18 protein-coding genes and 1 pseudogene are annotated in these 21488 nt (G+C 71.3%); 6 read left to right on the plus strand and 13 right to left on the minus strand.

The window, feature by feature from the left end; translation table 11 throughout:
• Complete coding sequence (locus tag FB470_RS34400; RefSeq protein ID WP_370876642.1) at positions 1–1800, plus strand: chloride channel protein; 1800 nt, start codon at positions 1–3, stop codon at positions 1798–1800.
• 702 nt (positions 1801–2502) lie between these two features.
• Here the strand turns inward: FB470_RS34400 and ctaD are convergent.
• Together ctaD and FB470_RS34410 are read right to left on the minus strand one after the other, a co-directional pair.
• Complete coding sequence (ctaD, locus tag FB470_RS34405) at positions 2503–4284, minus strand: aa3-type cytochrome oxidase subunit I (RefSeq protein ID WP_306998488.1); 1782 nt, start codon at positions 4282–4284, stop codon at positions 2503–2505.
• A gap of 92 nt (positions 4285–4376) precedes the next feature.
• On the minus strand, positions 4377–4913 hold the full coding sequence (locus FB470_RS34410; RefSeq protein ID WP_306998490.1) for a vitamin K epoxide reductase family protein: 537 nt from the start codon (positions 4911–4913) through the stop codon (positions 4377–4379).
• A gap of 186 nt (positions 4914–5099) precedes the next feature.
• Here FB470_RS34410 and FB470_RS34415 point away from each other — a divergent pair, with 186 nt between their 5' ends.
• Positions 5100–6104: an SDR family oxidoreductase gene (locus FB470_RS34415; RefSeq protein WP_306998492.1), complete on the plus strand. Its 1005-nt coding sequence runs from the start codon at positions 5100–5102 to the stop codon at positions 6102–6104.
• 38 nt (positions 6105–6142) lie between these two features.
• Here the strand turns inward: FB470_RS34415 and FB470_RS34420 are convergent, their stop codons facing one another.
• From FB470_RS34420 to FB470_RS34440, 5 genes are all read right to left on the minus strand, one after another.
• On the minus strand, positions 6143–6394 hold the full coding sequence (locus tag FB470_RS34420; RefSeq protein ID WP_306998494.1) for a hypothetical protein: 252 nt from the start codon (positions 6392–6394) through the stop codon (positions 6143–6145).
• Positions 6395–6820: 426 nt separating this feature from the next.
• A complete protein-coding gene (locus FB470_RS34425) occupies positions 6821–6997 on the minus strand; it encodes a hypothetical protein (protein WP_306998496.1) in 177 nt (58 codons plus the stop codon).
• A complete protein-coding gene (locus FB470_RS34430) occupies positions 6994–7908 on the minus strand; it encodes an aldose 1-epimerase family protein (RefSeq protein ID WP_306998498.1) in 915 nt (304 codons plus the stop codon). The genes FB470_RS34425 and FB470_RS34430 overlap by 4 nt, the downstream gene beginning before the upstream one ends.
• A gap of 124 nt (positions 7909–8032) precedes the next feature.
• Positions 8033–8635: a Rho termination factor N-terminal domain-containing protein gene (locus tag FB470_RS34435; protein ID WP_306998500.1), complete on the minus strand. Its 603-nt coding sequence runs from the start codon at positions 8633–8635 to the stop codon at positions 8033–8035.
• A gap of 63 nt (positions 8636–8698) precedes the next feature.
• Positions 8699–9817 carry a calcium:cation antiporter gene (locus FB470_RS34440; protein ID WP_306998502.1) on the minus strand — a complete coding sequence of 373 codons (1119 nt, stop codon included), beginning with the start codon at positions 9815–9817 and terminating at the stop codon, positions 8699–8701.
• Positions 9818–9852: 35 nt separating this feature from the next.
• Here FB470_RS34440 and FB470_RS34445 point away from each other — a divergent pair, with 35 nt between their 5' ends.
• Entirely contained in the window at positions 9853–10110 is a 258-nt protein-coding gene (locus FB470_RS34445; RefSeq protein WP_306998504.1) for a hypothetical protein, read from the plus strand.
• A 394-nt stretch (positions 10111–10504) separates the two neighbouring features.
• Here the strand turns inward: FB470_RS34445 and FB470_RS34450 are convergent, their stop codons facing one another.
• Together FB470_RS34450 and FB470_RS34455 are read right to left on the minus strand one after the other, a co-directional pair.
• On the minus strand, positions 10505–10759 hold the full coding sequence (locus FB470_RS34450; RefSeq protein WP_306998506.1) for a YrhK family protein: 255 nt from the start codon (positions 10757–10759) through the stop codon (positions 10505–10507).
• An 18-nt stretch (positions 10760–10777) separates the two neighbouring features.
• Positions 10778–11305 (minus strand): DUF421 domain-containing protein, encoded by a 528-nt coding sequence (locus tag FB470_RS34455; protein ID WP_306998508.1) that lies wholly within the window; start codon positions 11303–11305, stop codon positions 10778–10780.
• A gap of 925 nt (positions 11306–12230) precedes the next feature.
• Between FB470_RS34455 and FB470_RS34460 the strand changes: the two are divergent.
• Positions 12231–13185: pseudogene (locus FB470_RS34460) on the plus strand (IS256 family transposase).
• 400 nt (positions 13186–13585) lie between these two features.
• Positions 13586–13738: a hypothetical protein gene (locus FB470_RS34465; RefSeq protein ID WP_306998512.1), complete on the plus strand. Its 153-nt coding sequence runs from the start codon at positions 13586–13588 to the stop codon at positions 13736–13738.
• Positions 13739–14126: 388 nt separating this feature from the next.
• On the opposite strand, the gene FB470_RS34470 is transcribed toward FB470_RS34465, so the two are convergent.
• Positions 14127–15401 carry an acyl-CoA thioesterase/bile acid-CoA:amino acid N-acyltransferase family protein gene (locus tag FB470_RS34470; protein ID WP_306998514.1) on the minus strand — a complete coding sequence of 425 codons (1275 nt, stop codon included), beginning with the start codon at positions 15399–15401 and terminating at the stop codon, positions 14127–14129.
• A 69-nt stretch (positions 15402–15470) separates the two neighbouring features.
• On the minus strand, positions 15471–17849 hold the full coding sequence (locus FB470_RS34475; RefSeq protein ID WP_306998516.1) for an ATP-binding protein: 2379 nt from the start codon (positions 17847–17849) through the stop codon (positions 15471–15473).
• On the opposite strand from FB470_RS34475, the gene FB470_RS35955 reads away from it, so the two are divergent.
• The gene (locus FB470_RS35955; protein ID WP_370876643.1) at positions 17764–18597 is read left to right on the plus strand and encodes an NAD(P)H-binding protein; all 834 of its coding nucleotides are present in this window, start codon (positions 17764–17766) and stop codon (positions 18595–18597) included. The genes FB470_RS34475 and FB470_RS35955 overlap by 86 nt on opposite strands.
• A 558-nt stretch (positions 18598–19155) precedes the next feature.
• Here FB470_RS35955 and FB470_RS34480 read toward each other — a convergent pair.
• Entirely contained in the window at positions 19156–20742 is a 1587-nt protein-coding gene (locus FB470_RS34480; RefSeq protein ID WP_306998518.1) for an HlyD family efflux transporter periplasmic adaptor subunit, read from the minus strand.
• On the minus strand, positions 20735–21487 hold the full coding sequence (locus FB470_RS34485) for a DUF5666 domain-containing protein (RefSeq protein WP_306998520.1): 753 nt from the start codon (positions 21485–21487) through the stop codon (positions 20735–20737). Before FB470_RS34485 ends, FB470_RS34480 begins: the two co-directional genes overlap by 8 nt.
• Position 21488: the final 1 nt, after the last annotated feature.

Raw genomic sequence — 21488 nt, forward strand, 5'->3', positions numbered from 1 at the left:
ATGCGAACGAATGCGATGACCGGACGCCGGACCGTTGCGGTCCCCGCCAGGCAGCCGATCGGGGTGTGGCTGCGGGAGAGCTCAACCGGTCTGGCGGTCCTGGCCGTGGCGATCGGCGCCGCCGCCGGATTGGGCGCGGTGCTCTTCCGCTGGCTGATCGGCACGTTCACGCACTTCTTCTCCGGGCATGACGACTACTCGGCGGCCACCGGCGAGGCCCACCCGTGGTTCCCGGCGCTGGGGCCGTGGTTCCTGCTCATCGCACCGGTGCTGGCCGGCTTGGTGTACGGCCCGCTGGTGTACCGCTTCGCACCCGAGGCCCGCGGGCACGGTGTCCCGGAGGTCATGTACGCCGTCGCCGAGCGGGGCGGGCGGATCCCGGCCCAGGTGACCGTCGTCAAGGCGCTGGCGTCGGCGATGACGATCGGCTCCGGCGGCTCGGTCGGCCGCGAGGGGCCGATCGTGCAGATCGGCTCGGCGCTGGGGTCGACGTTCGGCCGGTGGTTCCGGCTGCCCGAGAGCCGGCTCCGGGTGCTGGTCGCCTGCGGCGCGGCCGGCGGGATCGCCGCGACGTTCAACGCGCCGATGGCCGGCCCGTTCTTCGCGATGGAGCTCATCCTGCGCGATTTCGCCGTCGAATCCTTCGGTGCGGTCGTGCTCTCCAGCGTCACCGCCAGTGTCGTCGGCCGGGCGGTGTTCGGCGACGTCGCCTTCCTCGACCTGCCGCCGTTCACCCTGCGCAGCCCTGTCGAGTACCTGCTGTTCGTGGTGCTCGGTGTGGTCGTCGGGGCGTGCGGGGTGTTGTTCGCCAAGGTCTTGTACTGGGTCGAGGACGCCTGCGACTGGGTCTGGCGGGGCCCGGAGTGGTTGCGCCCCGCGGTCGGCGGGCTGCTGCTGGGCGGTCTGCTCCTGCTCGTGCCGCAGATGTACGGCGTCGGCTACCCCGTGCTGCAGAACGCCGTCGAAGGCGAATACGTCCTCGCCTTCCTCCTGCTGCTCATGGTCGCCAAGATCGTGGCGACCAGTCTGACGATCGGCATCGGCGGCTCCGGTGGGGTGTTCGCGCCGTCGCTGTTCATCGGCGCGATGGGCGGCACCGCGTTCGGCATCGCGGTGCACACCTGGCTGCCCGCGACGACCGCCTCCCCCGGCGTCTACGGCCTGATCGGGATGGGCGCGGCGTTCGCCGGCGCCGCCCGGGCCCCGATCACCGCGGTGATCATCCTGTTCGAGCTCACCGGGCAGTACACGATCATCCTGCCGCTGATGACCGCCATCGTCGTCGCCACGCTGACCAGCAAGGGACTGCTCCGCCGCGACACCATCTACACCCTGAAGCTGCGCCGCCGCGGCATCGACCTCGAACACCACCCAGGGCCCCGAGCACTGGCCGCAACCCAGGTGGCGGCGGTCGCCGAACCGCTCCCCCAGGCGCTGCCCGTGAACACCCCACTGGACGCCGCGGCACGCACGCTGGCCCTGTCCGGGCACGGCGCCCTGCCCGTCACCGCCCCTGACGGGCGCTACCGCGGCTGCGTGACCGCCCGCGCCGTCGCCGAGGCCCTCGGCGACGACCAGAACCGCGCGGCCGACGTGAGCGCGCTGGCCGAACTGCCGCCGCTGGTGACCGGGGAATCCACCCTGGCCGAGGCCCTGGACGCCCTCAGCAGGGCCTCCGGCACCGGCCTGCCCGTGCTGGACCGGACCACCGAAACCCTCACCGGCTGGATCAGCCACGAGGCGATCCTGGCCGCCCTTCACCCCGCTCGACGGACAGCCGTCGCGGATCAGCACGGATGATGACCTCGGGTGGCCTCCCGATCGCAAGCCAGTCGAAAGGTTACGGGCGCCTCCACGGGAAATCCAGCGCAGTGCGCGGGAGCCGCGTAGGGCGACGGCACAGGGCCGTTCATGGTGGACGGTGCGACCGAGTCGGCGCCGGCGCTCCCCGCACGACGGACGGCGCGCCGGGCGCGGTCCGCTGCGCAGCCCTGCGGCCGCGTTTCGACGCGCGACCAGGCACACTGCGCAGCCGGGCAGCGGACGTGCGGCCGAGCCCGCGCCGTCCGTCCCCAATCCCACGCAGCGCCCATTGCGGAAGCGGCGAACGGGGCAGGCGATGAGGCAACCCGACTACGGCATGCTGACCGACCCCAACAGGGCCGTCGGTCGCACCATCGTGGCCGCCTATCCCGGCTACGCTGGCGGCGAGCGGGCCGTGGACTACCTTTCCGACCAACGGTCTCCGGTTGACACACCGCAACCGCCGGACATGGATTCGACAGCGTCGAGCAGGTACCGCCGACAACGCGACCGCGGCTCCGGCCAGGCCGAGACCGGTGAGGGCGACCGTGGCCCGCACGAGCGGGCGATTGGCCCCGCGCGGATTCCGACCGCCGAACCGGGCGGCCAGGGCGGGATCACCGAGGGCGAGCCGCCGTTCGATCGCGGCGCGCGCCGTTCCTCGTGGCCGAGCATGTCGATCTCCCGACCAGAGTCCGGTCACTTGTCCTTCGGATCCTTGCCCGTCTCCCGCCAGTCGGGAATGGTCCCGGCGGCGGCCACTTCGGACGGCGCCGGACGCGGCTTGCGGCGCTGGGTGGGCGTCCGGTGCGACTCTTCACGGAACTTCTCCACGAACTGCGGGTAGTGCAGTTCGAACGCCGGACGCTCCGACCGGATCCGCGGCAGCTCGAGGAAATTGTGGCGCGGCGGCGGACACGTCGTCGCCCACTCGAGCGAGTTGCCGAAGCCCCAGGGGTCGTCCACGGTCACCTGCTCCCCGTAGCGGTAGCTGCGCACCACGTTGTAGATGAACGGCAGCATCGACAGGCCGAGGAGGAACGCACCGATGGTCGACACCGTGTGCAACGCGGTGAACCCGTCGGTGGCGAGGTAGTCGGCGTAGCGGCGCGGCATGCCCATCGCGCCCAGCCAGTGCTGGACGAGGAACGTGGTGTGGAACCCGATGAACGTGGTCCAGAAGTGCAGCTTCGCGAGCCGTTCGTCCATCATCCGGCCGGTCATCTTCGGGAACCAGAAGTAGATTCCGGCGAAGGTGGCGAACACGATCGTGCCGAACAGCACGTAGTGGAAATGGGCGACCACGAAGTAGGTGTCGTGGATGTGCCAGTCCAGAGGTGGCGCGGCCAGGATGATCCCGGTCAGCCCGCCCAGCAGGAACGTCACCAGGAACCCGACCGACCACAGCATGGGCGACTCGAACGACAGCTTCCCGTGCCACATGGTTCCGATCCAGTTGAAGAACTTGATGCCCGTCGGGATCGCGATCAGGAACGTCATGATGGCGAAGAACGGCATCAGGATGGCGCCCGTGGCGAACATGTGGTGCGCCCACACCGCGAACGACAGCGACGTCAGGATGATCGTCGCCCACACCATCAGCTTGTAACCGAACAGCGGTTTCCGCGCGAACACCGGGACGATCTCGGTGATGATCCCGAAGAACGGCAGCGCGACGACGTAAACCTCGGGGTGACCGAAGAACCAGAACAGGTGCTGCCACAGTATCGCTCCGCCGTTGGCCGGGTCGAACACGTGCGCCCCGATCAGCCGGTCCGCGGCCAGCCCGAACAGCGCCGCGGTCAGGATCGGGAAGGCCAGCAGCACCAGCACGCTGGTGAACAGGATGTTCCAGGTGAAGATCGGCATCCGCCACATCGTCATGCCCGGACAGCGCAGGCACACGATCGTGGTGACCATGTTGACCGCCCCGAGAATGGTGCCCAGCCCGGACACGATCAGCCCGGCCACCCACAGGTTGCCCCCGATTCCGGGCGAGTTCGCCGCATCGGACAGCGGGGTGTAGGCGGTCCAGCCGAAGTCCGCGGCGCCGCCCGGGGTCAGGAACGCGGACAGCACGATCAGGCCGCCGAACAGGAACAGCCAGTAGGAGAACGCGTTCAGCCTCGGGAACGCGACGTCGGGTGAGCCGATCTGCAGCGGCAGGATGTAGTTGGCGAACCCGAACACCGTCGGGGTCGCGTAGAGCAGCAGCATGATCGTGCCGTGCATGGTGAACAGCTGGTTGTACTGCTCCTGCGACAGGAACTGCAGCCCCGGGCGCCCGAGCTCAGCGCGCATCAGCAGCGCCATCAGCCCGCCGGCCATGAAGAACGCGAACGACGTGGACAGGTACAGGATGCCGATCTGCTTCGGGTCGGTCGTCCTCAGCAACCGGACCGCGGCCGATCCGCGGACGGTGTGCCTGGGTGTGCGCGGCCGGATGATCTCCGGTTCGACGGCCTTCACGGTTCTGGTCATCGGACCTCCAGGGCGGGGAAGCTGGCTGCCGCAGCGGGCTTCCCCACCGACCGGGCGGCAACCTTCCGGGAACCTGACGATCTCGCCGGCGCTCACCGGATCGAGGACGCCAGCGACTGCCCCGCCCGGAACCGGAAGGCCACCAGGCGGACCGCGGCGGTGGCCTCCCGCCGCACCAGCGCCGCTATCATGAGCGACACCGCCGCTGAGCACAGGCACAGGGTGCAGAACGTCCCGGTCAGCACCGGTTGCGCGATCACGAGTCCGACACCCGCCACGCCGAGTGCGGCGGCGACGGCACCGGTGAGCAGCACGAGCCACGGGCGCTCGTGCCACCGGCGCCGCCCCCCGCTCAGCTCGAGCACCAGCTCGGCGAGATACGCGGCGGCACCCAGGGCGCTGTCACGCACCGGCAGAGCCCGCGACAGCGACGAGGTGAGGACCCGTTCGCTGCCCGGGCCGAAGAACGGGTCCCACACCCCGCTGATCACCTCGTATTGGAACAGGGTGAGGTAGGTCGCGATCGTCAGGCCGGCGAGCGCCAGGAAGGCCACCGGCAGGCGGTACCGCAAGCGCGACGGGTTGGGGGCGGGCGCGGGTGGCAACGGGGCTGCCTGACCGGCATCCATCGGTGTTCCCTCCTTCGATCGGCTCCCTTCAGCGGTAACCCGTCACAGCGCCGCCAGTCTGACGAACACCTGACGATTCCGCCCCCTCGGAACCAGGCGAGGTGCCGGCCAGGCATGTCTGCGGCCCACCCGGGTACCACCGGGACTGTTGCTCTCGACAACTGTCCGAGTGGGAGGGATTCGACCGTGCAACAGGGACGAGTGGTGGTCGTGACCGGGGCCAGCGGCGGTATCGGCCGGGCCGCGGCACGCGCGTTCGGCGAACGCGGGGACCGGGTGGCCCTGCTGGCCCGCGGCGAAAAGGGTCTGAAGGCGGCGGCCGAGGAGGTCGAACAGGCCGGGGGCGAGGCACTGCCCGTGCCGGTGGACATGGCCGACCACGCCGCCGTCGAAGCCGCGGCCGAGAAGGTCGAGGGCACGTTCGGCCCGATCGACGTGTGGGTCAACGATGCGTTCACCAGCGTGTTCGCCCGGTTCACCGACGTCGAGCCGGAGGAGTTCCGCCGCGTGACCGCGGTGACCTACCTCGGGTATGTCAACGGGACCCGGACGGCGTTGAACCGGATGCTGCCGCGCGACCGGGGAGCCATCGTCCAGGTCGGCTCCGCCTTGGCCTACCGCGGCATTCCCTTGCAGAGCGCGTACTGCGGCGCCAAGCACGCCATCCAGGGATTCACCGAGGCGCTGCGCTGCGAACTACTCAACGACAAGTCCAACGTGCACGTCACGATGGTGCAGATGCCAGGTGTGAACACGCCGCAGTTCGACTGGGTGCTCTCCCGGTTGCCCCGCCGGGCCCAGCCGGTGCCGCCCATCTACCAGCCGGAGATCCCGGCCAGGGCGATCGTGTACGCGGCGGATCACCCCCGGCGGCGGGAGTACTGGGTCGGCGGGTCCACGGTCGCGACGCTCATCGCCAACAAGTTCGCCCCCGGGCTGCTGGACCGCTACCTCGCGCGTACCGGTGTGAAGTCGCAGCAGACCACGCAGCCCCGGGACCCCGACCAGCCGGCGAACCTGTGGGTCCCGGCCGACGACCCCGAAGGCCAGGACTTCGGCGCCCACGGCCGGTTCGACCACAAGGCGAAGGCGCGCAGCCCCCAGTTGTGGGCGTCCCAGCACCACGGCCTCCTCGGCGCCCTGGCGGTGGCGGCGGCCACCGGGCTGGGGGCTCTGGCCCGCAACCGCTGAAGGAGAACGGCTGGCCCTGCGCATCGAGGACTACGCGCTCATCGGCGACACCCAGAACCCGGAGCATTGTCTCCGTGCGGTTGCTCCCGCGACGGCACCGTCCGGGTCCACGCTGCCGCCAGGAGCGCCGCGCGGAGGATCCGGCCGCCTTCCACTGGCGTGGCGGCCGGCAGGTCGGCCAGTGCCGGCACGACGTTCAGCGCGACCAGGTGCGTCAGGGCGTCCACCAGCAGGGGTGCCTCCGCACCGGCAGCCGTCCACGCCGCGAGGCCGAGCAGCGCGCCGGTCACCAGGCTCGCCGGCGGACCTGCCACCGCCGTCCGCGACTCTCCGCCCGGCCGCCGTGCCTGCGAAGCCGTGACGGCGGGCGACGAGAGCGTGCGCCACGTTGCCGGAGGACACACGGGGCCAGCGCGCGAACCCAACGCGCCGACGAGCACCCCCAGCGCGTGTCACGCTCCAGTGCACACCGACCGGCACGCCGGCGATCCGGCCCGACCAGACGGCGCCCGTGATCGTGTCGCCGCTCCCTTCGTTGGGTCCGTCAGCTCCGTCCCCAGGCTTCCACGGCCCGGCGGGTCCGCCACCCGCCGATAGACACGGGAGTGCTTCCCGGCCATCGCGGCGGCCAGGCCCCCATCGTGGCGGTCACGCTCGCTCCCTTCCCACGGCCGTGACCGCCACCCCCGTACGGCGCCGGAGGCGAGCGGAATACGTCAGTGTTCCTCGCCCGTGGCCTGCTCTTCGGCCTGCTTGGGGTCGAGGCCCCGCCCCCGCTCCGCGAGCGCGCGCCGCAACTGGTCCGCGTTCATCTGCGACACCCGGCGCAATCCCTTGCGCTCGGCCTCGAGTCGCAACCGTTCGAGGTCGTCCTGCTCGCCGGGACCGGTCACGTCAGCTTGGCACCCCACCGCGTCGTCACACGATCTCCCGGTTCCAGCCGGACGACGTGGTCCCCGCTGCGGAACGCGTCGGGTGGGCACGTCATCGGTTCCACACCCAGTCCGGTGCGGCGGCGCCCCGGCCGGAGGCCGTCGCCGGTGTACAGCTCGACGTACCGGCAGGTTTCGTCCACCCACAGTTCGCTGGTCGCGCCGTCGTTGCCACCGAGCCGAACCCACGCCAGCCCGGCTTCGTCCCGCGCCAGGTCGGCGAAGGCGTAGTCGATCTCGAGGTCACCGATCGCGCGGCCCGACGAGAAGTCGTACGCGCCACCTGTGACGGCCTCGGTTCCGGTCGGCAGCTGGCGGTCAGGATCGGTGGCGATTCTGGTGCCCGCTGCGAAGGTCAGCACCGCGTCGTCGATCCGGCCGGGACCGGGTGACAGGTACGGGTGCTGGCCGTAGCCGTACGGAGCGGCGTGGTCCCCGACGTTGGTGGCGGTGGTCGTGACGCTGAGACCGTCCGCGGTGAGCTGGTAGCGGATGGACAGGTCGAGGCAGAACGGGTAGCCCGGCCGCGGGTGCAACCGCGTCCGCATGGTCACCCGGTCCCCGCGCAGGTCCTCGGCTTGCCATGGCCGCCACCGCAGCAACCCGTGGATCGCGTTGCCCTTCGCCGGTTCGGTCAGGGGCACCTGGTGGTCGACCCCGTCGAACCGGTACCGGCCGTCCCCCAGCCGGTTGGGCCAGGGGATCAGCGGGGTGCCGTGGGCTCCGTCGGCCATGCCGGTCTCGGCGTAGGGTTCCAGAACCGGTCGTTCCCCGGCTGAGTACTTCCGGATTCCCCCGCCCACCTCGACAATCACGGCGTGGTGCTGCCCGTGGGCGATCGGGTACTGCTGTCCGGACGGCGCGAGAGACACGCGGTTCCTTTCCACACGGGTGCTGTGAACGGATTGCCGGTGCGCGCGGCGGCGAACCTGGCGATCGGCTTACGGTTTCCGGACGGCGGACACCGAGAAACGGCCGCCCCCCAGGGCCACCGCGTCACGCGTCTTCGCGGTCCGGGTTCTCCAGCCGGAAGAAGTTGCTCGGCGATCCGTCGCTGCGCTCCTCCTGGTAGACGAAGTTCAGCCGACGCTCGTCGAAGGTGGCGAACCACTCGTCCCAGTCCACGTGCCGCAGGTCGTCGCCGCCGTAGCCGGGGAAGTCGAAGCGCAGCACGCCGAGGTGGTCACCGTGCTCGGTGCCCGGCACCGTCGCCGGCTGCGCCTTCCGCTTCCCCGCCCACTGGCGGATCACCTCGTGGTCGGTGGTGACCAGGCTGCGGCCCGGCCGCTCCGGATCATCTTCCGGTGAAGTGATCTCCTGCGCGTACTGCAGCGACTTGGAGCTGCCCGGACCCGTGCGCATACCTCCTCCGCCGCCGTCTCCCGAGTGCCGGTATCCGCGCTGCCCACCGCCGGGGCCGCTTCCTGCCGACGCCTTGGCGACGGCCTTGACCAGGTCACCCTTGTGCATCCCGGCCGTGTCCGCGACACCCAGCTCCTCGGCCTTGGCCCGCAGCTCGTCGACGTTCATCCGGTCCAGTTCGGACTCGTCGAAGTCCGGTGTGTTGGGGGTCTGGTTGCCCGGTTCGTCGTGGGCCATGATTACCTCCCATCGGTTCCGTTTCTTGGCGCAATACCCTGGAGCATTCCGCTCAATCGCGGCTCACCCCCACCAGAAGGCTGCCGCGATGATGGCGTACAGCGCGATCAGCGCCGCGCCCTCGAACCACGTGCCTTCTCCGTCGAGCACCACGACCACGGCGATGACCACGGCGAGCACGAGCGCGGCGATCAACAGCGGTGGCAGCACGAGCGTGAACGAGGCGCCCAGCAGCGGAGCGGCAAGGACGACCACCGGGGCCAGCACCAGCGCGATCTGCAGCGGGCTCTGCAGGATCACCGACAGCGCGTAGTCCGCCCGCCCCTGAGCCGCGAGCTGGATCCCGACCACGTTTTCCACGGCGTTGCTCGCGATGGCCACGATCACCAGGCCGGCGAAGGCCTGGGAAATGTGCAGTGCGTCCATGGCCGGTCGCAGACCTTCGACGAACCAGTCCGACACGAACGCGGCGCCGGCGCCGCCCGCGGCCAGCACTCCGAGCGCTACGGGCAGTGACCATTGCGCCGGTCGCTGCGAGTCCTCCTCGCCTCCCCGCGGCTCCCGGAGTGCGGGAGTGAACAGCGACAGCGCGAACAACGCGAGCAGGAAACCCGCGACGATGCGGGAGAGCAGACCTTCGTGTCCTGCCGCGGGGCTGTGCAGCTCCGCGGTGAGCGCCGGCACCAGCAGGGCCGCGACCGACAGCATGAGCATCAGACCGATCGTGCGAGCCGCGCTCGCGGCGAACCTCAGCCTGCCGTGTCGCAGCCCGCCGACCAGGAAAGCCAGCCCCAGCACGAAGAGAACGTTGGCCAGGATGGACCCGACGATGGCCGACTGCACGACACCGACCAGCCCGGCGTGCAGTGCGAAGAGGACGACGAACAGTTCGGGCAGATTGCCGAGGGCACTCTGCACGACGCCCGTGGCCGACGGGCCGAGCCGGTCTCCCAGAGCGTCGACGCCGCGGCCCACCACCCGGGCCAGCACAGCCAGCGCCACCGCGCTCAGCGCGAACACACCGATCTCGGGCACGCCACCCAGGCGCGCGCCCAAAGTGGTGACCACCAGGGCCGCGGACAGTCCGATGAGCAGGTAGTCCCTCCGCGAGAACCCGGGCGTGACGGTCCGCCCGTTCTCCGCCCGCTCCGCCACCGCGGCTCCCGTTCCGCCTTTCGCCATGTGAAGGCGCTACCCGTTGTCCCGCCGGATGAACGGTGCTACCTGACGAATACCTGTCAATCCGGGGGCTCCGGCGGTGGTGGGAAGCGGTCAGGCGGATCGCCAACGAGATCCGGGACGACAACGCGCCCACCTTGGCGGCGGCGATCGCGCTCTCCGGGTTGCTCGCCCTCGCGCCGGCCCTGATCGCGCTGTTCACCGTCTGCTCCCTGGTCACCGATCCGCAGACGGTCCGCGATCAGCGGGCGCCCCTGGCGGCATCGTCAGGCGAACGTAAGGTTAGACACAGCTGATCCGGCAATCCGGAGACAGGAGGCGCCCGGACAGTGCGCTCGGCGCCTTCGCCGGAAACGGTGTCGCGGAGCCGGCAGTGCCCGACCCGCCACCCGGCCTGCCCTTCCAGACGCCACCCCCGGGCCGGGCGCGGACCGCGCGACCGAGGGCCCCGGCTCCGCGGCCACCGTCCGGCCGCCGCACCGCAGGCGCCGGCGTCGACAAGCCGCGCGGTCAACCTGAACCCGCCCCCGATGCTCAACGCCTGGGTGTCGCGCCGAGGGCCCCGGCTTCCGCGTCCGAGCGGCGGGCTGAGGCGGCCGCCGGGAACACTGCCAGAACCACTTGGGCCAGCGGGCGTTCAGGGGCTCGGGCCGAGCCCCTGAACTCGGTGAGCTCCATTGTGGTGCTTGGTCAGTTTCGCGTCGCGACGCCCGCCGGCCGCTCCCCCGGCGCGCCGTTGAGACGGTGTCGTTCGTGGATGTAGAAGGCCTGTCCGATCGCGCCGAGCATCATCCCGAACGAGCCCACGATGAACAGCCAGACCGCGATCTGCTCGGACCAGGACCAGATGAACAGCACGCTGCCCACGAAGAAGATGACGTTGCCGACGACACCGATCGCCAGGTGCACGACCGGAAATTCCCGCACGAAGCTTCGCACAGACACACCTGAACCCCTTTACCCTCATACGTCCGGAAGTGTGGTGCCCGCGTCGCTGGTTGCTTCGTCGTCGTTCACCACGGTCAGTCCGCCCTTCGACTCGTAGAGCACGTATCGGATACCGCCAAGGTTGTGCACGCCCCGTTCGCGCAGTGCCTCGTACAGGTCGCCCTCGGTCAGCTGCGCGGCCTTGAGCTGCCTGTGGTCGACCGCGCCGTCCACGACGAGGACGCGCACCGGGTGATCGAGCACGCTCGCCACTCGCGGGACGAACCGCAGGCGTGAGATCACGATGTGCACCGCCAGCAGGGTCACCAGGGCCGCGGCACCGACCAGGAAGGACCCATCGGGGGCGGTCGCGGTGCGCCCGACGATCGCGCCGGTCGCGATGATCACGACGAGGTCGAAGATGCGCAACTCGGCAAGTGCCCGGCGCGGGGCGAGCCGCAGACCGGCCAACGCCGTCAACGACAACGTGACGGTCTTCAGGCAGGTGGCGGGAAGCTCGCTCCCGCCGCCGATCAGCCAGTCCGCGCCGCTCGTCGCGGGCACCTCCTGTCTCGTCCAGGCGATCCACTGCTCCAACCGGCTACCCGTGCCGACCGTCGTTACTCACCTCGGCAAGGGGCATCGAGCGCCGGATTTCGTCAGCTGAACGCAAGATTCCGTCGACGCGTGGCCGGGAGCACGAGACGCGGAAGTCCTCGGCGCTACCCCGGCAGTGGTAGGCCGAAACGAGCGGGAGCTTCCGCGCCCAGCGGGACGGTGGCGCGGACCCGCGCCGACCCGGCTTCCGCACGGAACCGCCCGACCGGTCCCGGGCGAAACCCGAGCAGCCGGACCACCGGTGCCGCGGCCACTGTCCACACTCACTCGTCACAGGGCTCTCGCGCACGCGTGAATCGTCGGGCCCTCGATCGCGGCGACCAGCGCTCGTGCGGCAACCCGATCCGAGGGGAGCCGGACGACGCTGACCCGCGCAGCGGTAGCTGGGGAGCCTGATGACGGCGGCGATGCGTACGGCGCGCGCGTACCGACTGTGCAGCACCCGCGACCTTCTACTTTCGGACCGGAGCTACAGCTTTCGCCCGAGTCGGGCTGTCGACGTACGGCTGGTCATCGAACTCGGCCCGCGCGGCCACTGGCCCAGACGTGCCGAAGTACCACGCTGTCCTGAGAAACTTCCCCGGCGCTGCAGGCCAGTCACTCGACAGCGAGCCCGGCACTGCCGACGACGGCCCGATATCCCGACACGGCGAGGGAGTGCCGGCCTGCCCTGCACGTCGGCGGCAGGACGACAAACGGCTCACCCCGCGGATCGATGCGGTAGTTGACGAGACCGACGTACTGGTCACCGCCCCGGCCTTCCACCCTCATCCCTGAAGCTAACACGTCATTGAACTCGGGACTGTTTCAAGATCGGTGTTTCTGGCCCGACACGCCGGGCTGAGGTCCGGCGGGATGGGCACTGTGAGTGATGACATCTGGGGCTGTGAGTCCACGTAAGAGTGAGAAGCCGTTGTCGCCGGAGCAGGCCGCTGCGGCGGCGATGGTGGCCGAGGCCCGGCAGCGGGGGCTGGAGCTGACCGGCCCGAATGGGCTGTTGAAGCTGTTCACCAAGAACGTGTTGGAAACCGCGCTGAATGAGGAGATGACCGAGCATCTCGGTCACGAAAAACACCGCGCCGAGCCGGGACGTGATTCTACGAATGTGCGTAACGGCGTACGGAAGAAGACGGCGCTCTCGAACGCGGCCGGCGAGGTGGAGATCGAGGTGCCGCGGGATCGGGAATCCACCTTCGAGCCGCAGATTGTGAAGAAGCGGCAACGTCGGCTCACCGATGTGGACGAGATCGTGCTGTCCCTGTATGCGAAGGGCCCACCGGTTCTTCCTTGTCTGCGACGGGTTGAAAGGCCTGCCCGAGGTGGTGGAACAAGTGTGGCCGGCCGCGATCGTGCAAACCTGCATCATCCACCTCATTCGCAATTCGTTCCGGCTTACTTCGCGGAAATACACCGACGCGCTCAAGCGGGACCTCAAAGCCATGTACGTGGCCCCCAACGCGACGGCGGCGGAAGCCGCTTTACAGGAACTGGACGATAAATGGTCCACGCAGTATCCGGCGCTGGTCCGGCTGTGGCGCAACGCCTGGACCGAGTTCGTGCCGTTCCTCGATTACGACGTCGAGATCCGAAAAATGATCTGCTCGACCAACGCGATCGAATCACTCAACGCCCGCTACCGGCGGGCGGTGCGAGCCCGAGGCCACTTCCCAACCGAGCAGGCCGCCCTGAAGTGTCTGTATCTTGTGACCCGCAGCCTGGACCCCACCGGCACAGGCCGCGCCCGATGGACGATGCGCTGGAAGCCCGTACTCAACGCCTTCGCCATCACCTTCGGTGACCGCTGGCCGGCCGCCGAAACCTACTAACCGAACCGCCAGAAACACCGATCACGGGATAGACCCCGCCGCCGCTTGACATAGGAGATTCACGAGGTCCAGCTCCACGACCACGGTGTGCGTCTCCTTCGACGAGCATGACATCGGCCGCTCCACGTTCCCCGAACGCGCGATGCGTGACGAGAGGATTTCCACGCTGAGGTAACGCCGGATGCGCCAGAGGGCTTCAGCACCGCCCCGCCGCGCGGCACCGCGATCGCGGCGACCGCCTCCTCGCGCGGCAGCGGGCGCCGCTGGGGAAGGCCGTGGTGCTGGGCATGGGTTCGGCCGCGTTGTTCTCCCACATCAGCGGGTCGAGTTTCTCTTCGAGTGGCAGCACGGCGTCTCGGCCGGCACGTATTCACTGATCCTCGCCGTCAAGGGCGTGGGCATGCCGGCCACCGGAGCGGCGTTCGGCGGGCTCTCGCGGAGGGCGCGGCTGAACACGCTGCTCAGCGCCGGAGTGGTCGTCGCGGCCGCGGGGGCGGTGGCGCAGGTCGTGCTCACCGTGATCGTGGGCGAGAACTTCGCCATCACCTGCTGACGCTGTTCGTGGTCCTGCTCGGCGTCGGGCTGATCTTCGCGGCGATGAGAGTTCACTGCCGATTGGGCTGGTGATGCTCGTCGCCGTTGCGCTGGGGGTGCTCGGGTTGGTGGTGCTGGTGCGTCCGTGGCAGGGGCACGGCGAGGTCAGCTGACGAACTGCTCGTCGAGTCGGGACAGCACCACCCGGGCGCGTGCCACCTGCCTTCGAACTCACCGAGCCGGCCGGCCGGCACCAGGTCCGCGGCCTCCCGCAGCCACGTGCCCGCACGCGCGGCTGGTCACCCTCCCTGGTCAGGTGTTCTTCCTGCCGGACGAAGCCCCCGGCGGGTGGCGGAAACCATCGTCGCGGGCATTGTCCAGCCTCTGACCTGCTCCCGCGCCCGGCCCTACGCGGGCCGTGGCCGCCCGCGGTGTGCGGCCTGCGCCAGCGTGGTCACGACCTCCGGCCAGGACGAGGCCCGCGCGGCCGCGTTGCCGCTCGCCGAACCGCCGAACGCGTAGTGACCTCCGTCGAGCGGGTGCCGGACCTCGAGCTCGGTCGGGATACCGGGGACGCCTACGCCCGTGTGCCCGGCCCGCGGGTAACGCAGATGGCGCACCGGGTGCCCCGATCCGTGGTCGGCCCAGCGGCGGACGGCGATCTCCGCCATCCGGGCGGACGGCCACATCGCGTCGTCCTCACCGGACACGAGCAGCACCGGACCGTCGATCCGCTCCACGGGGATTTCGGCGGCCCGGATCCGCGCCGAGTCGGCGAGCGCGCTCTCGAACAGCGGGCGCAGCGCGAACGCCCGCCCCCGCGGCGGCCGCTGGGTCATCGTGAGCGGGGCGTACGGCACCGGTTCCCCCCGGTGGGTCCAGGCGGCGGCGTCCACCGGGCCGCGCGGGCCGAGCCCGCACCAGGTGACCCCGCTGGGCGCGATGGCGACCACGCCTCCGACGTCGGGGAAGTGGGCGCCGGCCAGCAGTGCGAGTTCGCTGCCCCGCGAGATGCCGAGCACACCGACCGGGTCGGTGCTGACCTCGGGCCGGCCGCGCAGCCAGGTGATGGCGCGCTCCACGCATTCGATCTCGATCCCCACCAGCGCGGGCGGCAGGCCGGGGCCGCCGAAGTAGGAGATCGCGATCGTGGCGAACCCGTGGTGCGCGAGCACCGCCGCCCAGGTGCCCGACGGCCCGAGCCCGCCGCTGGACCCGCCGAACGCGACCACCGCGGGGAACGGTCCGGTCCCGGCGGGCCGCACGTAGACACCGCTGACGCCCGGCTCGCCGACCTCGGTGACGATCGCGTCCGGGGCCAACCATCGGCGGGTCAGCGGTGCCTCGACGCGGAAACCGGCCCCCTGCACCCGGACAACACCGCGCATCGGGTCCAGGCCGGCGCTCGCCCCGGGGCCTACCGGCCGCCCCGACCAGAACAGCCCGAACGGGTCGAGCCCCCGGTACGTGCCGCCCCGGCTGGCGTGCCATGCGGTGTCGACGCATCCGCGCGCATCGGCTTCGAACTCGGCGTGCGCCAGGTACCGCTGCGGTCCGCAGTCCAGTTCGACGCTGATCCCGACCGGGGCGGCGGGCGGGAGGCCGGACACGAGCAGGCCGGCCGGGTCGTCGACCGCGGCGTCGGTGCGGCCCACTGAGATGTCGTGCAGGATCTCGGTCATCGGAACTCCTCCTCGCTCGACGGATGTCTCGAGGGAAGGCGTAACCCGGGACGGAACGATCCGTACGGTTCAGGCCAGCCAGCGGTCCGGGCCGCCGGGCACCGGGTCGTACCGGCAGACCAGACCGGTGCGGACGGAGGCCGACAGGTGCGCGCCGGCGGTGGGCGCGCGGTCGGCGATGCGCTCGATGGCGATCCGGATGGCCCGGGTGACGTTCACGCGGGCCCGTTCCGCCTCGGGCGCGGCGCGCCGCATCCGGCCGCCGAGCCCGGTCGCCCGCCGCAGCTCGTCCAGCAGCGCCTCCCGCTCGGCTTCCAGGGCGATACCCAATCGCTGGTTCCCGGTCCGGTCCGCGTCCCGCAGCGCCTCGTCGAGTTCGGTGAGGCGCCGCCGGTACGCCGACCGCGCGGGGGCGTCGAGCGTGGGCCCGAGATCGGCGGTGCCGACGCCGGCCCCGCCCGCGGCGAGGTCCACGGCCCGGATGTCGCGCCCGGGAGCGAGGACCAGCGCGCGCAGGTAGGCCAGGCCCCGGAAGTCCCGCAGCCGCGCCCGTTCCGGGCCCGCCTCCACCAGCCAGTCCGATCCGTCCCTGGACAGGATCCAGACGCCGGCCGGGGAGGGGAGGCGGTCGAGCACGGTCGTCATGCCGAGCTGTTCGGCGATCGAGCGGGCACGGCGGAGCGCGTCCTGGACCCGCGTGACGTCGTCACCGGCGCCCCGGGCGGACAACGTCTCGGCCAGTCCGGCGAGGGCCCGGGCCACGCCGGGCAGCGCACCGGCCGCTTCGTCCGTCGCGAGAGCACGGTCGAAGTGGGTGACGGCGTCGTCGAGGCGGCCGAGGACACGCGCGAGCTCACCGAGGAAGTAGGCCACCGGTCCCATAGCCGAGTTCGCGCCCCCCAGCACCACGTACTGCGACCGGTAGGGCGCCAGTTTGTCGTAGAGCGCGGCGGCCGCCGCGGTGTCCCCGGTCGCGACCGCGACCACGGCGAGCGCGGCACACGCACCCAGCCAGCGCGGGCCCGCGCCGGTCAGCACGGTACCCAGCACCCGCGCAGCCTCGGCCCGCGCGCGATCCGGTTCACCCGCGCGCAGGTGCGCCCAGGCGGTCGTGGCCTCGTAGAAGTGGCCCGGCCGCTGCCGTGCGGTCTCCCGCAGCACCGGTAGCGCCCGGGCGGCGTCCTGCCGGGTGCCCCGGTCGCCCAGCAGCATCCCGTTGAGCGTCCCGACGAGCGCCGCGGTGTCCGCGAGCCCGGCCTGCGTTCCCCGGGTGGCGACCGCCGCGATCAGCTCCTCGGCCTCGTCGTACCGGCCGCGCAGGACGGCGAGCATGGCGTGCCGGGCCCGCACCATGACGAGCGCGGCGTGATCACCGACGAGCCGGGCCTCGCGTTCGAAGGCGGCCAGCGCGGATTCCGCCTCGCGCACCCGGCCCAACTCCATCAGGGCGATGAACCGCCAGAACAGGGCGTCCCGTTCGCGCGCCGGATCGCCGCCGCTGCGGGCGAGGTCCATGATCTCGGCCGCGGCGGCGAGACGATCCGCGGCGCCATCGGGATCCCACAGCGCGTTCAGCCGCGCCGTCAGCACGTCGGCCAGCAGGCCCGGGTCGCCCGCGCGCCGGGCCAGCGACAACGCCTCGTCCGCCAGCCTCCTCCGCCTCGCGGCCGACGAGGGCTCACCGAGCAGTTCCGACGCCAGCCGGGCCAGGACCCGGGCACGGGTCGGCTCGTCGAGCTGCCGGTGCAGTGCCGTCTCGAGCAGGCGCACCACCGCGAGATCGCTCTCCAGGAACTGGGCTCGCGACGGAGCGCGCAGCGCGAGCGCGGCGATCGGGTCGGCCGCGCCGGACAGGCTGTCCACTTCGCGGGCAAGCGCGACCGCGGCCCCGGGTAGACCCCGCGAGGCGACCCAGACCGCCCGCCGCAGCTCCGCGTCCGCCGCCGGCAGCAGTGCGGCGAGGTCCGCCTCCCGCCAGGGTTCCAGCGGCACCGCCCGGCCCAGCACGGGCGGCTCGGCCCGGCTCACGAACAGCCCGACGCCTCCGCCGCGGCTCGCCACCATCGCCGCCAGCCGCCGGGTGGTCTCGTCGCCCCGGTCGAGGTCGTCGAGCAGGATCAGGCGTCCGCGTGTTCCCGCGATCATCCGCGCGACCCGCTCCAGGTCGGCCGTGGACGCCGTGCCGAGCAGCGGCTCGATCACCTCGTCGGCGATCTCGAGTTCCCGAAGCACCTGAACCCACGGTGGCACCCGGCCGGAGGGCACGACCGTGGCGCGGGCGACCCGCAACCCGGCGGCTTCGGCGACGGCCGCCGCCTCCGCGAGCATCGTCGTCCGGCCGGAGCCGGCCGGGCCGAGGACCGTGACGACGGCGCCGGCTCCGCCGGCGACCTCGCCGACGGCACGGGTCAATTCGGCGAGCTCCCGGCTCCTGCCCACGAGAACCACGTCGCCAAAGGTAGGCGCCGGCAGGCGGATCGCAACCCCGGCGCGCGATCCCGCCGGCCGCACCAGCACGCGGACGCGCCCGTGGCCTCCTCTTCTGATCGGAATCGTCGATGATCGTGCTCACCGCCCCGGCCGGGCAGATCGGCAGCAAGCTCGTCGCATACTGCAGCAGCCTGAGCCGGTCCGCCTCGTCGTCCGCGATTCCGGCAAGCTGCCCGCCGAGGTGCGCGAGCGAGCCGGGATCGTCGCCGGGTCACACTGCGATCGCGAGGTCGTTGATCGCGCCCTCGACGGCGCCGACGCGTTCTCCTGGCTCATGCCGGCCGGGGTGACCGCCTCCATTCCCGGCGCCGATGCCCTCGTCCGCCACGCTGTCCCGCGGGTGGTGATCATCTCCGCGCTCGGCCGCGGATCGCAGATCTACGCCGGTCACATCTCCGCGTCGCACGTGATGGAGGACGTCTTCCGCACCACCGGCGCGTCCGCTCGCCGCCGGGTACCTGCTCGACCACACCCGAACGGGGCAGGACACGGGCGGTGCAGGCCTCCCCCACCTCGAGATCGCCGAAACCGTCACCGACGTCCTCGGCGCGCCGCGCCAGCCCCGGGGGTCTCCGAGGCGATGGCCCAGTCCATGATGGACATGGATGTCGCCGGCGAACGGGGCATCAACAACGCCACGCTCCCGAGAACACCACCCCCACCACCTTCCGCGCATTCGCCGACGGAACCGTCAAGCCGGCGGTGACCGGGTGATCACTGCAAGGGTCCCCGGCCGGCAGCTCCGTGATCGGCTGTCGGCGTGCTGCATCCGCAACGGGCGGTAGGAGTTTCGGATTTGCGCGACCCAATTCCACGAACCCACCAGGCGAGACATTCTCCTCGGTAACGCGGGTGCCCCATCGGCGCTCAATGCGGCCCGGTGTGATGCGTCGCGAAAACGTCCACTTTCGGACAATATGCCTATGTCAATCCTGTGCGGACGGCGACATGAGGATCACGCTGTCACGTGTGCTGGCTCCACCTCGCCGAGGACGTGGTCCAGGCGAACGGCATGACCGGTGCAGCGGTGGCGCGGCCGGACCGAGTAGCCGCGACGCCGACGAGATGGGGCGACCGGACGGCTCGTGCGGTGCCGTCGCTCCGGTCGCTCTGCGGTGTGGCGGCTGATGCTTGCGTTCGGCGTCCCGGCGGGTTGTCACGGTGAGATGACTCGTCCCATGAGAGGCCGGGGCTGGGTGCCCTTCTCCGTGCTGGTGGTCGCCGGAGAAGCAGCGACGTGCCGTACGTCGCGCGTGCCGGCGACTCAGCCGCCGGCACGCGTCCGCCGCGCCGCGCCACCGCCTCCACCTACCAGACCTCGCACGCCGTTGGTGTTCGACGTGGGCAGCGGCTGGCTCAGATCGGCCAGCAGCACCTGCTCGCCGGCGGTCAGACCCGAGGTGATCTCGGTGACCGACGGGCCGATCACCCCGACCGTCACTCGCCGAACCCTGGTCTGTCCATTCGCGACGGTGGTCACGGTCGCGACGGAGCCGAGCAGGTGCACCGCCGAGGTCGGGACGGTAACGGCCGCATCCGCGGTGCCGGTGATGATCGACACCGACGCGGTCGCACCCTGGTAGAGCTGCGGACCGCCATCCGGCAGCGACACCGTGACCGGGTAGCTCGGCGTGCCCGACGACGACGTCATGCTGGACAGCATCCCGACCGAGGTGACCTGCCCGCTCAGCGGCGTGCCGCTGCCATCCGGGGTCACGGTGACGCGCTGGCCCGGCTTGACCTGCCCCGCCTGCGCGTCGCTGACCGCCGTGGTCACTTCGTTCGAGCCCGGACCGAACACCACGATGTGCTGCTGGCTCGTGGCCTGCCGCCCGGTGGTGAAGTCGATCTCGCCGACGGTCCCGGCGATGGGGCTCACGAGCGTCGCGGCCGCCAGGTTCTGCTGGGCGACGGCCACCTGCGCGTTCGCCGCGTCGATCGACGCCTGGTCGGCCGCGAGCTGCTCGGCGGAGACCGGTGTTGTCGACTTCGCGCCGCCCGCCGACGAGCCCTGACCACCAGCCGAGCTCCTGCCGCTCGCCTGGCCACCGCTGGAGGACCCTCGGGTGGGCGGCGAGGACGACGAAAGGGGCGTGGCCCTCGGCGCCGGTGCCGAGCTCTGACTCGGCGGCGTGGTGCGCGGGCTCGGTGCCTTGTCGTTGGCCAGGGTCTGTGACAGCGTGTTCTCCGCATCGGCGAGCGTGCGCTCGTCGCTCGCGGTCTTCTGCTGGTCTGTTTGCGTTTTGCCGATGTCGGCCGTGCAGGCGCTCACCTGCTCCTGGCTCGGTGGTGGTGTCGAAGCGGGGTTCAGCACCGGCTGGCAGTCCTGCTGCTGCTTGGCCAGGTCGCTCTTCACCTGGTTGAGGTCGGCGTCGACCTCCTTCTGCGCGGTGACGACCGCTTGCTGCTGCGCCGCGAGATCGGGGGGTTGCGGGGACGAGGTCAGGTAGGCCGCGGTGGTCATGTGGCCCGGGCCGGCAGCCGAGGTCTGGCCGGACTCGTCGGCGGCCAGCTTCGCCTGGGCGGTGGCCAACGTGGACTGCGCGGAAGCGAGCTGGCCGGCCAGCGGGGTGCTGTCCAGCTGAGCCAGCGTCTGCCCCGCGCCCACCTGCTGCCCCACCTGGACGCTGATCGTCGAGACCTGCCCGTTGACCGGGAAGGACAGCGTGGCCTCGCTGATCGCCGCGACGGTACCCGTGGTGTCCAGAGTGGAGGTCGCGACGGCCGGCCCGGCGACCGCCGTCCGGTAGGCGGGGGACGAGGACGCCGACTGCGTCCAGACGACCACGCCGCCGGCCACGACCACGACCACGCCGGCGATCACCAGCATCCGACCGGTGCGCTTAGCCATTCGTACCCCCGGTGCGCTGGCGGGTGCCGCCGGTGACGCAACCGTCCGGCCCCGGCTGGCTGATGCCGATCGTCCGGGCGGTCACCGTGCCGGTGTCGTCGGTCTGCCCGTCCGCCGTCGCGCACTCGCCGACCTTGAGCGCGCTCGCCGTGGCGGACTCGGTCCTGGTGAAGGTGGTGGACGAGTCGACCGTCACCGCGATGTCGTTGCCCGCGCCGGTCTGCGGGTTGTCCTCGTGCACGGTGAAGCCGGTGGCGCTCACGGCGGTCACCGTGCCGGCGGTGCGTGCCTGACCGCTGCCGGTGTTGTTGCGGTTGGTGCCCGACGGCCGCGGGGCCCGGGTGCCTTGCGACCGGGCACCGCCGCCGAAACCGCAGCCGTTCCCGGTGGCCGGGCTGATCTCCACGGTCTTCGCCGTGATCGGCTGCCCGGTTCCCGCCACCACCGCGCACGAACCCTTCGCGACGTCGGCCAGGGTGGCCGCGACACGTTGGGTGAACCTCGTGTCCCCGGAGAAGTTCACCGTGACCTGGCCCGAGCTCGGGTTCTGCACCTCGATGCTCGACGCGGCGACCGAGGCGATCGTCCCGGACGCCGCCGGGCCGCGCGCCGCGTTCCCGGCGGGGGACGGGGCCTGGCTCGCCGAGCCGGCGCCACCACCTGAGCTGCCGCCCGAGGAGCCACAGGCGGCCAGGGTCAGCACGAGGGCGCCTCCCACCACCGTCAACGCCGTGCGTCGGATCATC

It is taken from the genome of Amycolatopsis thermophila (assembly GCF_030814215.1).
In the GTDB taxonomy this organism is placed as follows: Bacteria; Actinomycetota; Actinomycetes; order Mycobacteriales; family Pseudonocardiaceae; genus Amycolatopsis_E; species Amycolatopsis_E thermophila.

Excerpts from the sequence above, each read along its gene's own strand:
- FB470_RS34400 (WP_370876642.1), top strand. The coding sequence starts at position 1 with ATGCGAACGAATGCGATGACCGGACGCCGGACCGTTGCGGTCCCCGCC.
- ctaD (WP_306998488.1), bottom strand. The coding sequence starts at position 4,284 with ATGACCAGAACCGTGAAGGCCGTCGAACCGGAGATCATCCGGCCGCGC.
- FB470_RS34410 (WP_306998490.1), bottom strand. The coding sequence starts at position 4,913 with ATGGATGCCGGTCAGGCAGCCCCGTTGCCACCCGCGCCCGCCCCCAAC.
- FB470_RS34435 (WP_306998500.1), bottom strand. The coding sequence starts at position 8,635 with ATGGCCCACGACGAACCGGGCAACCAGACCCCCAACACACCGGACTTC.
- FB470_RS34440 (WP_306998502.1), bottom strand. The coding sequence starts at position 9,817 with ATGGCGAAAGGCGGAACGGGAGCCGCGGTGGCGGAGCGGGCGGAGAAC.
- FB470_RS34465 (WP_306998512.1), top strand. The coding sequence starts at position 13,586 with ATGCCGGCCACCGGAGCGGCGTTCGGCGGGCTCTCGCGGAGGGCGCGG.
- FB470_RS34470 (WP_306998514.1), bottom strand. The coding sequence starts at position 15,401 with ATGACCGAGATCCTGCACGACATCTCAGTGGGCCGCACCGACGCCGCG.
- FB470_RS34480 (WP_306998518.1), bottom strand. The coding sequence starts at position 20,742 with ATGGCTAAGCGCACCGGTCGGATGCTGGTGATCGCCGGCGTGGTCGTG.
- FB470_RS34485 (WP_306998520.1), bottom strand. The coding sequence starts at position 21,487 with ATGATCCGACGCACGGCGTTGACGGTGGTGGGAGGCGCCCTCGTGCTG.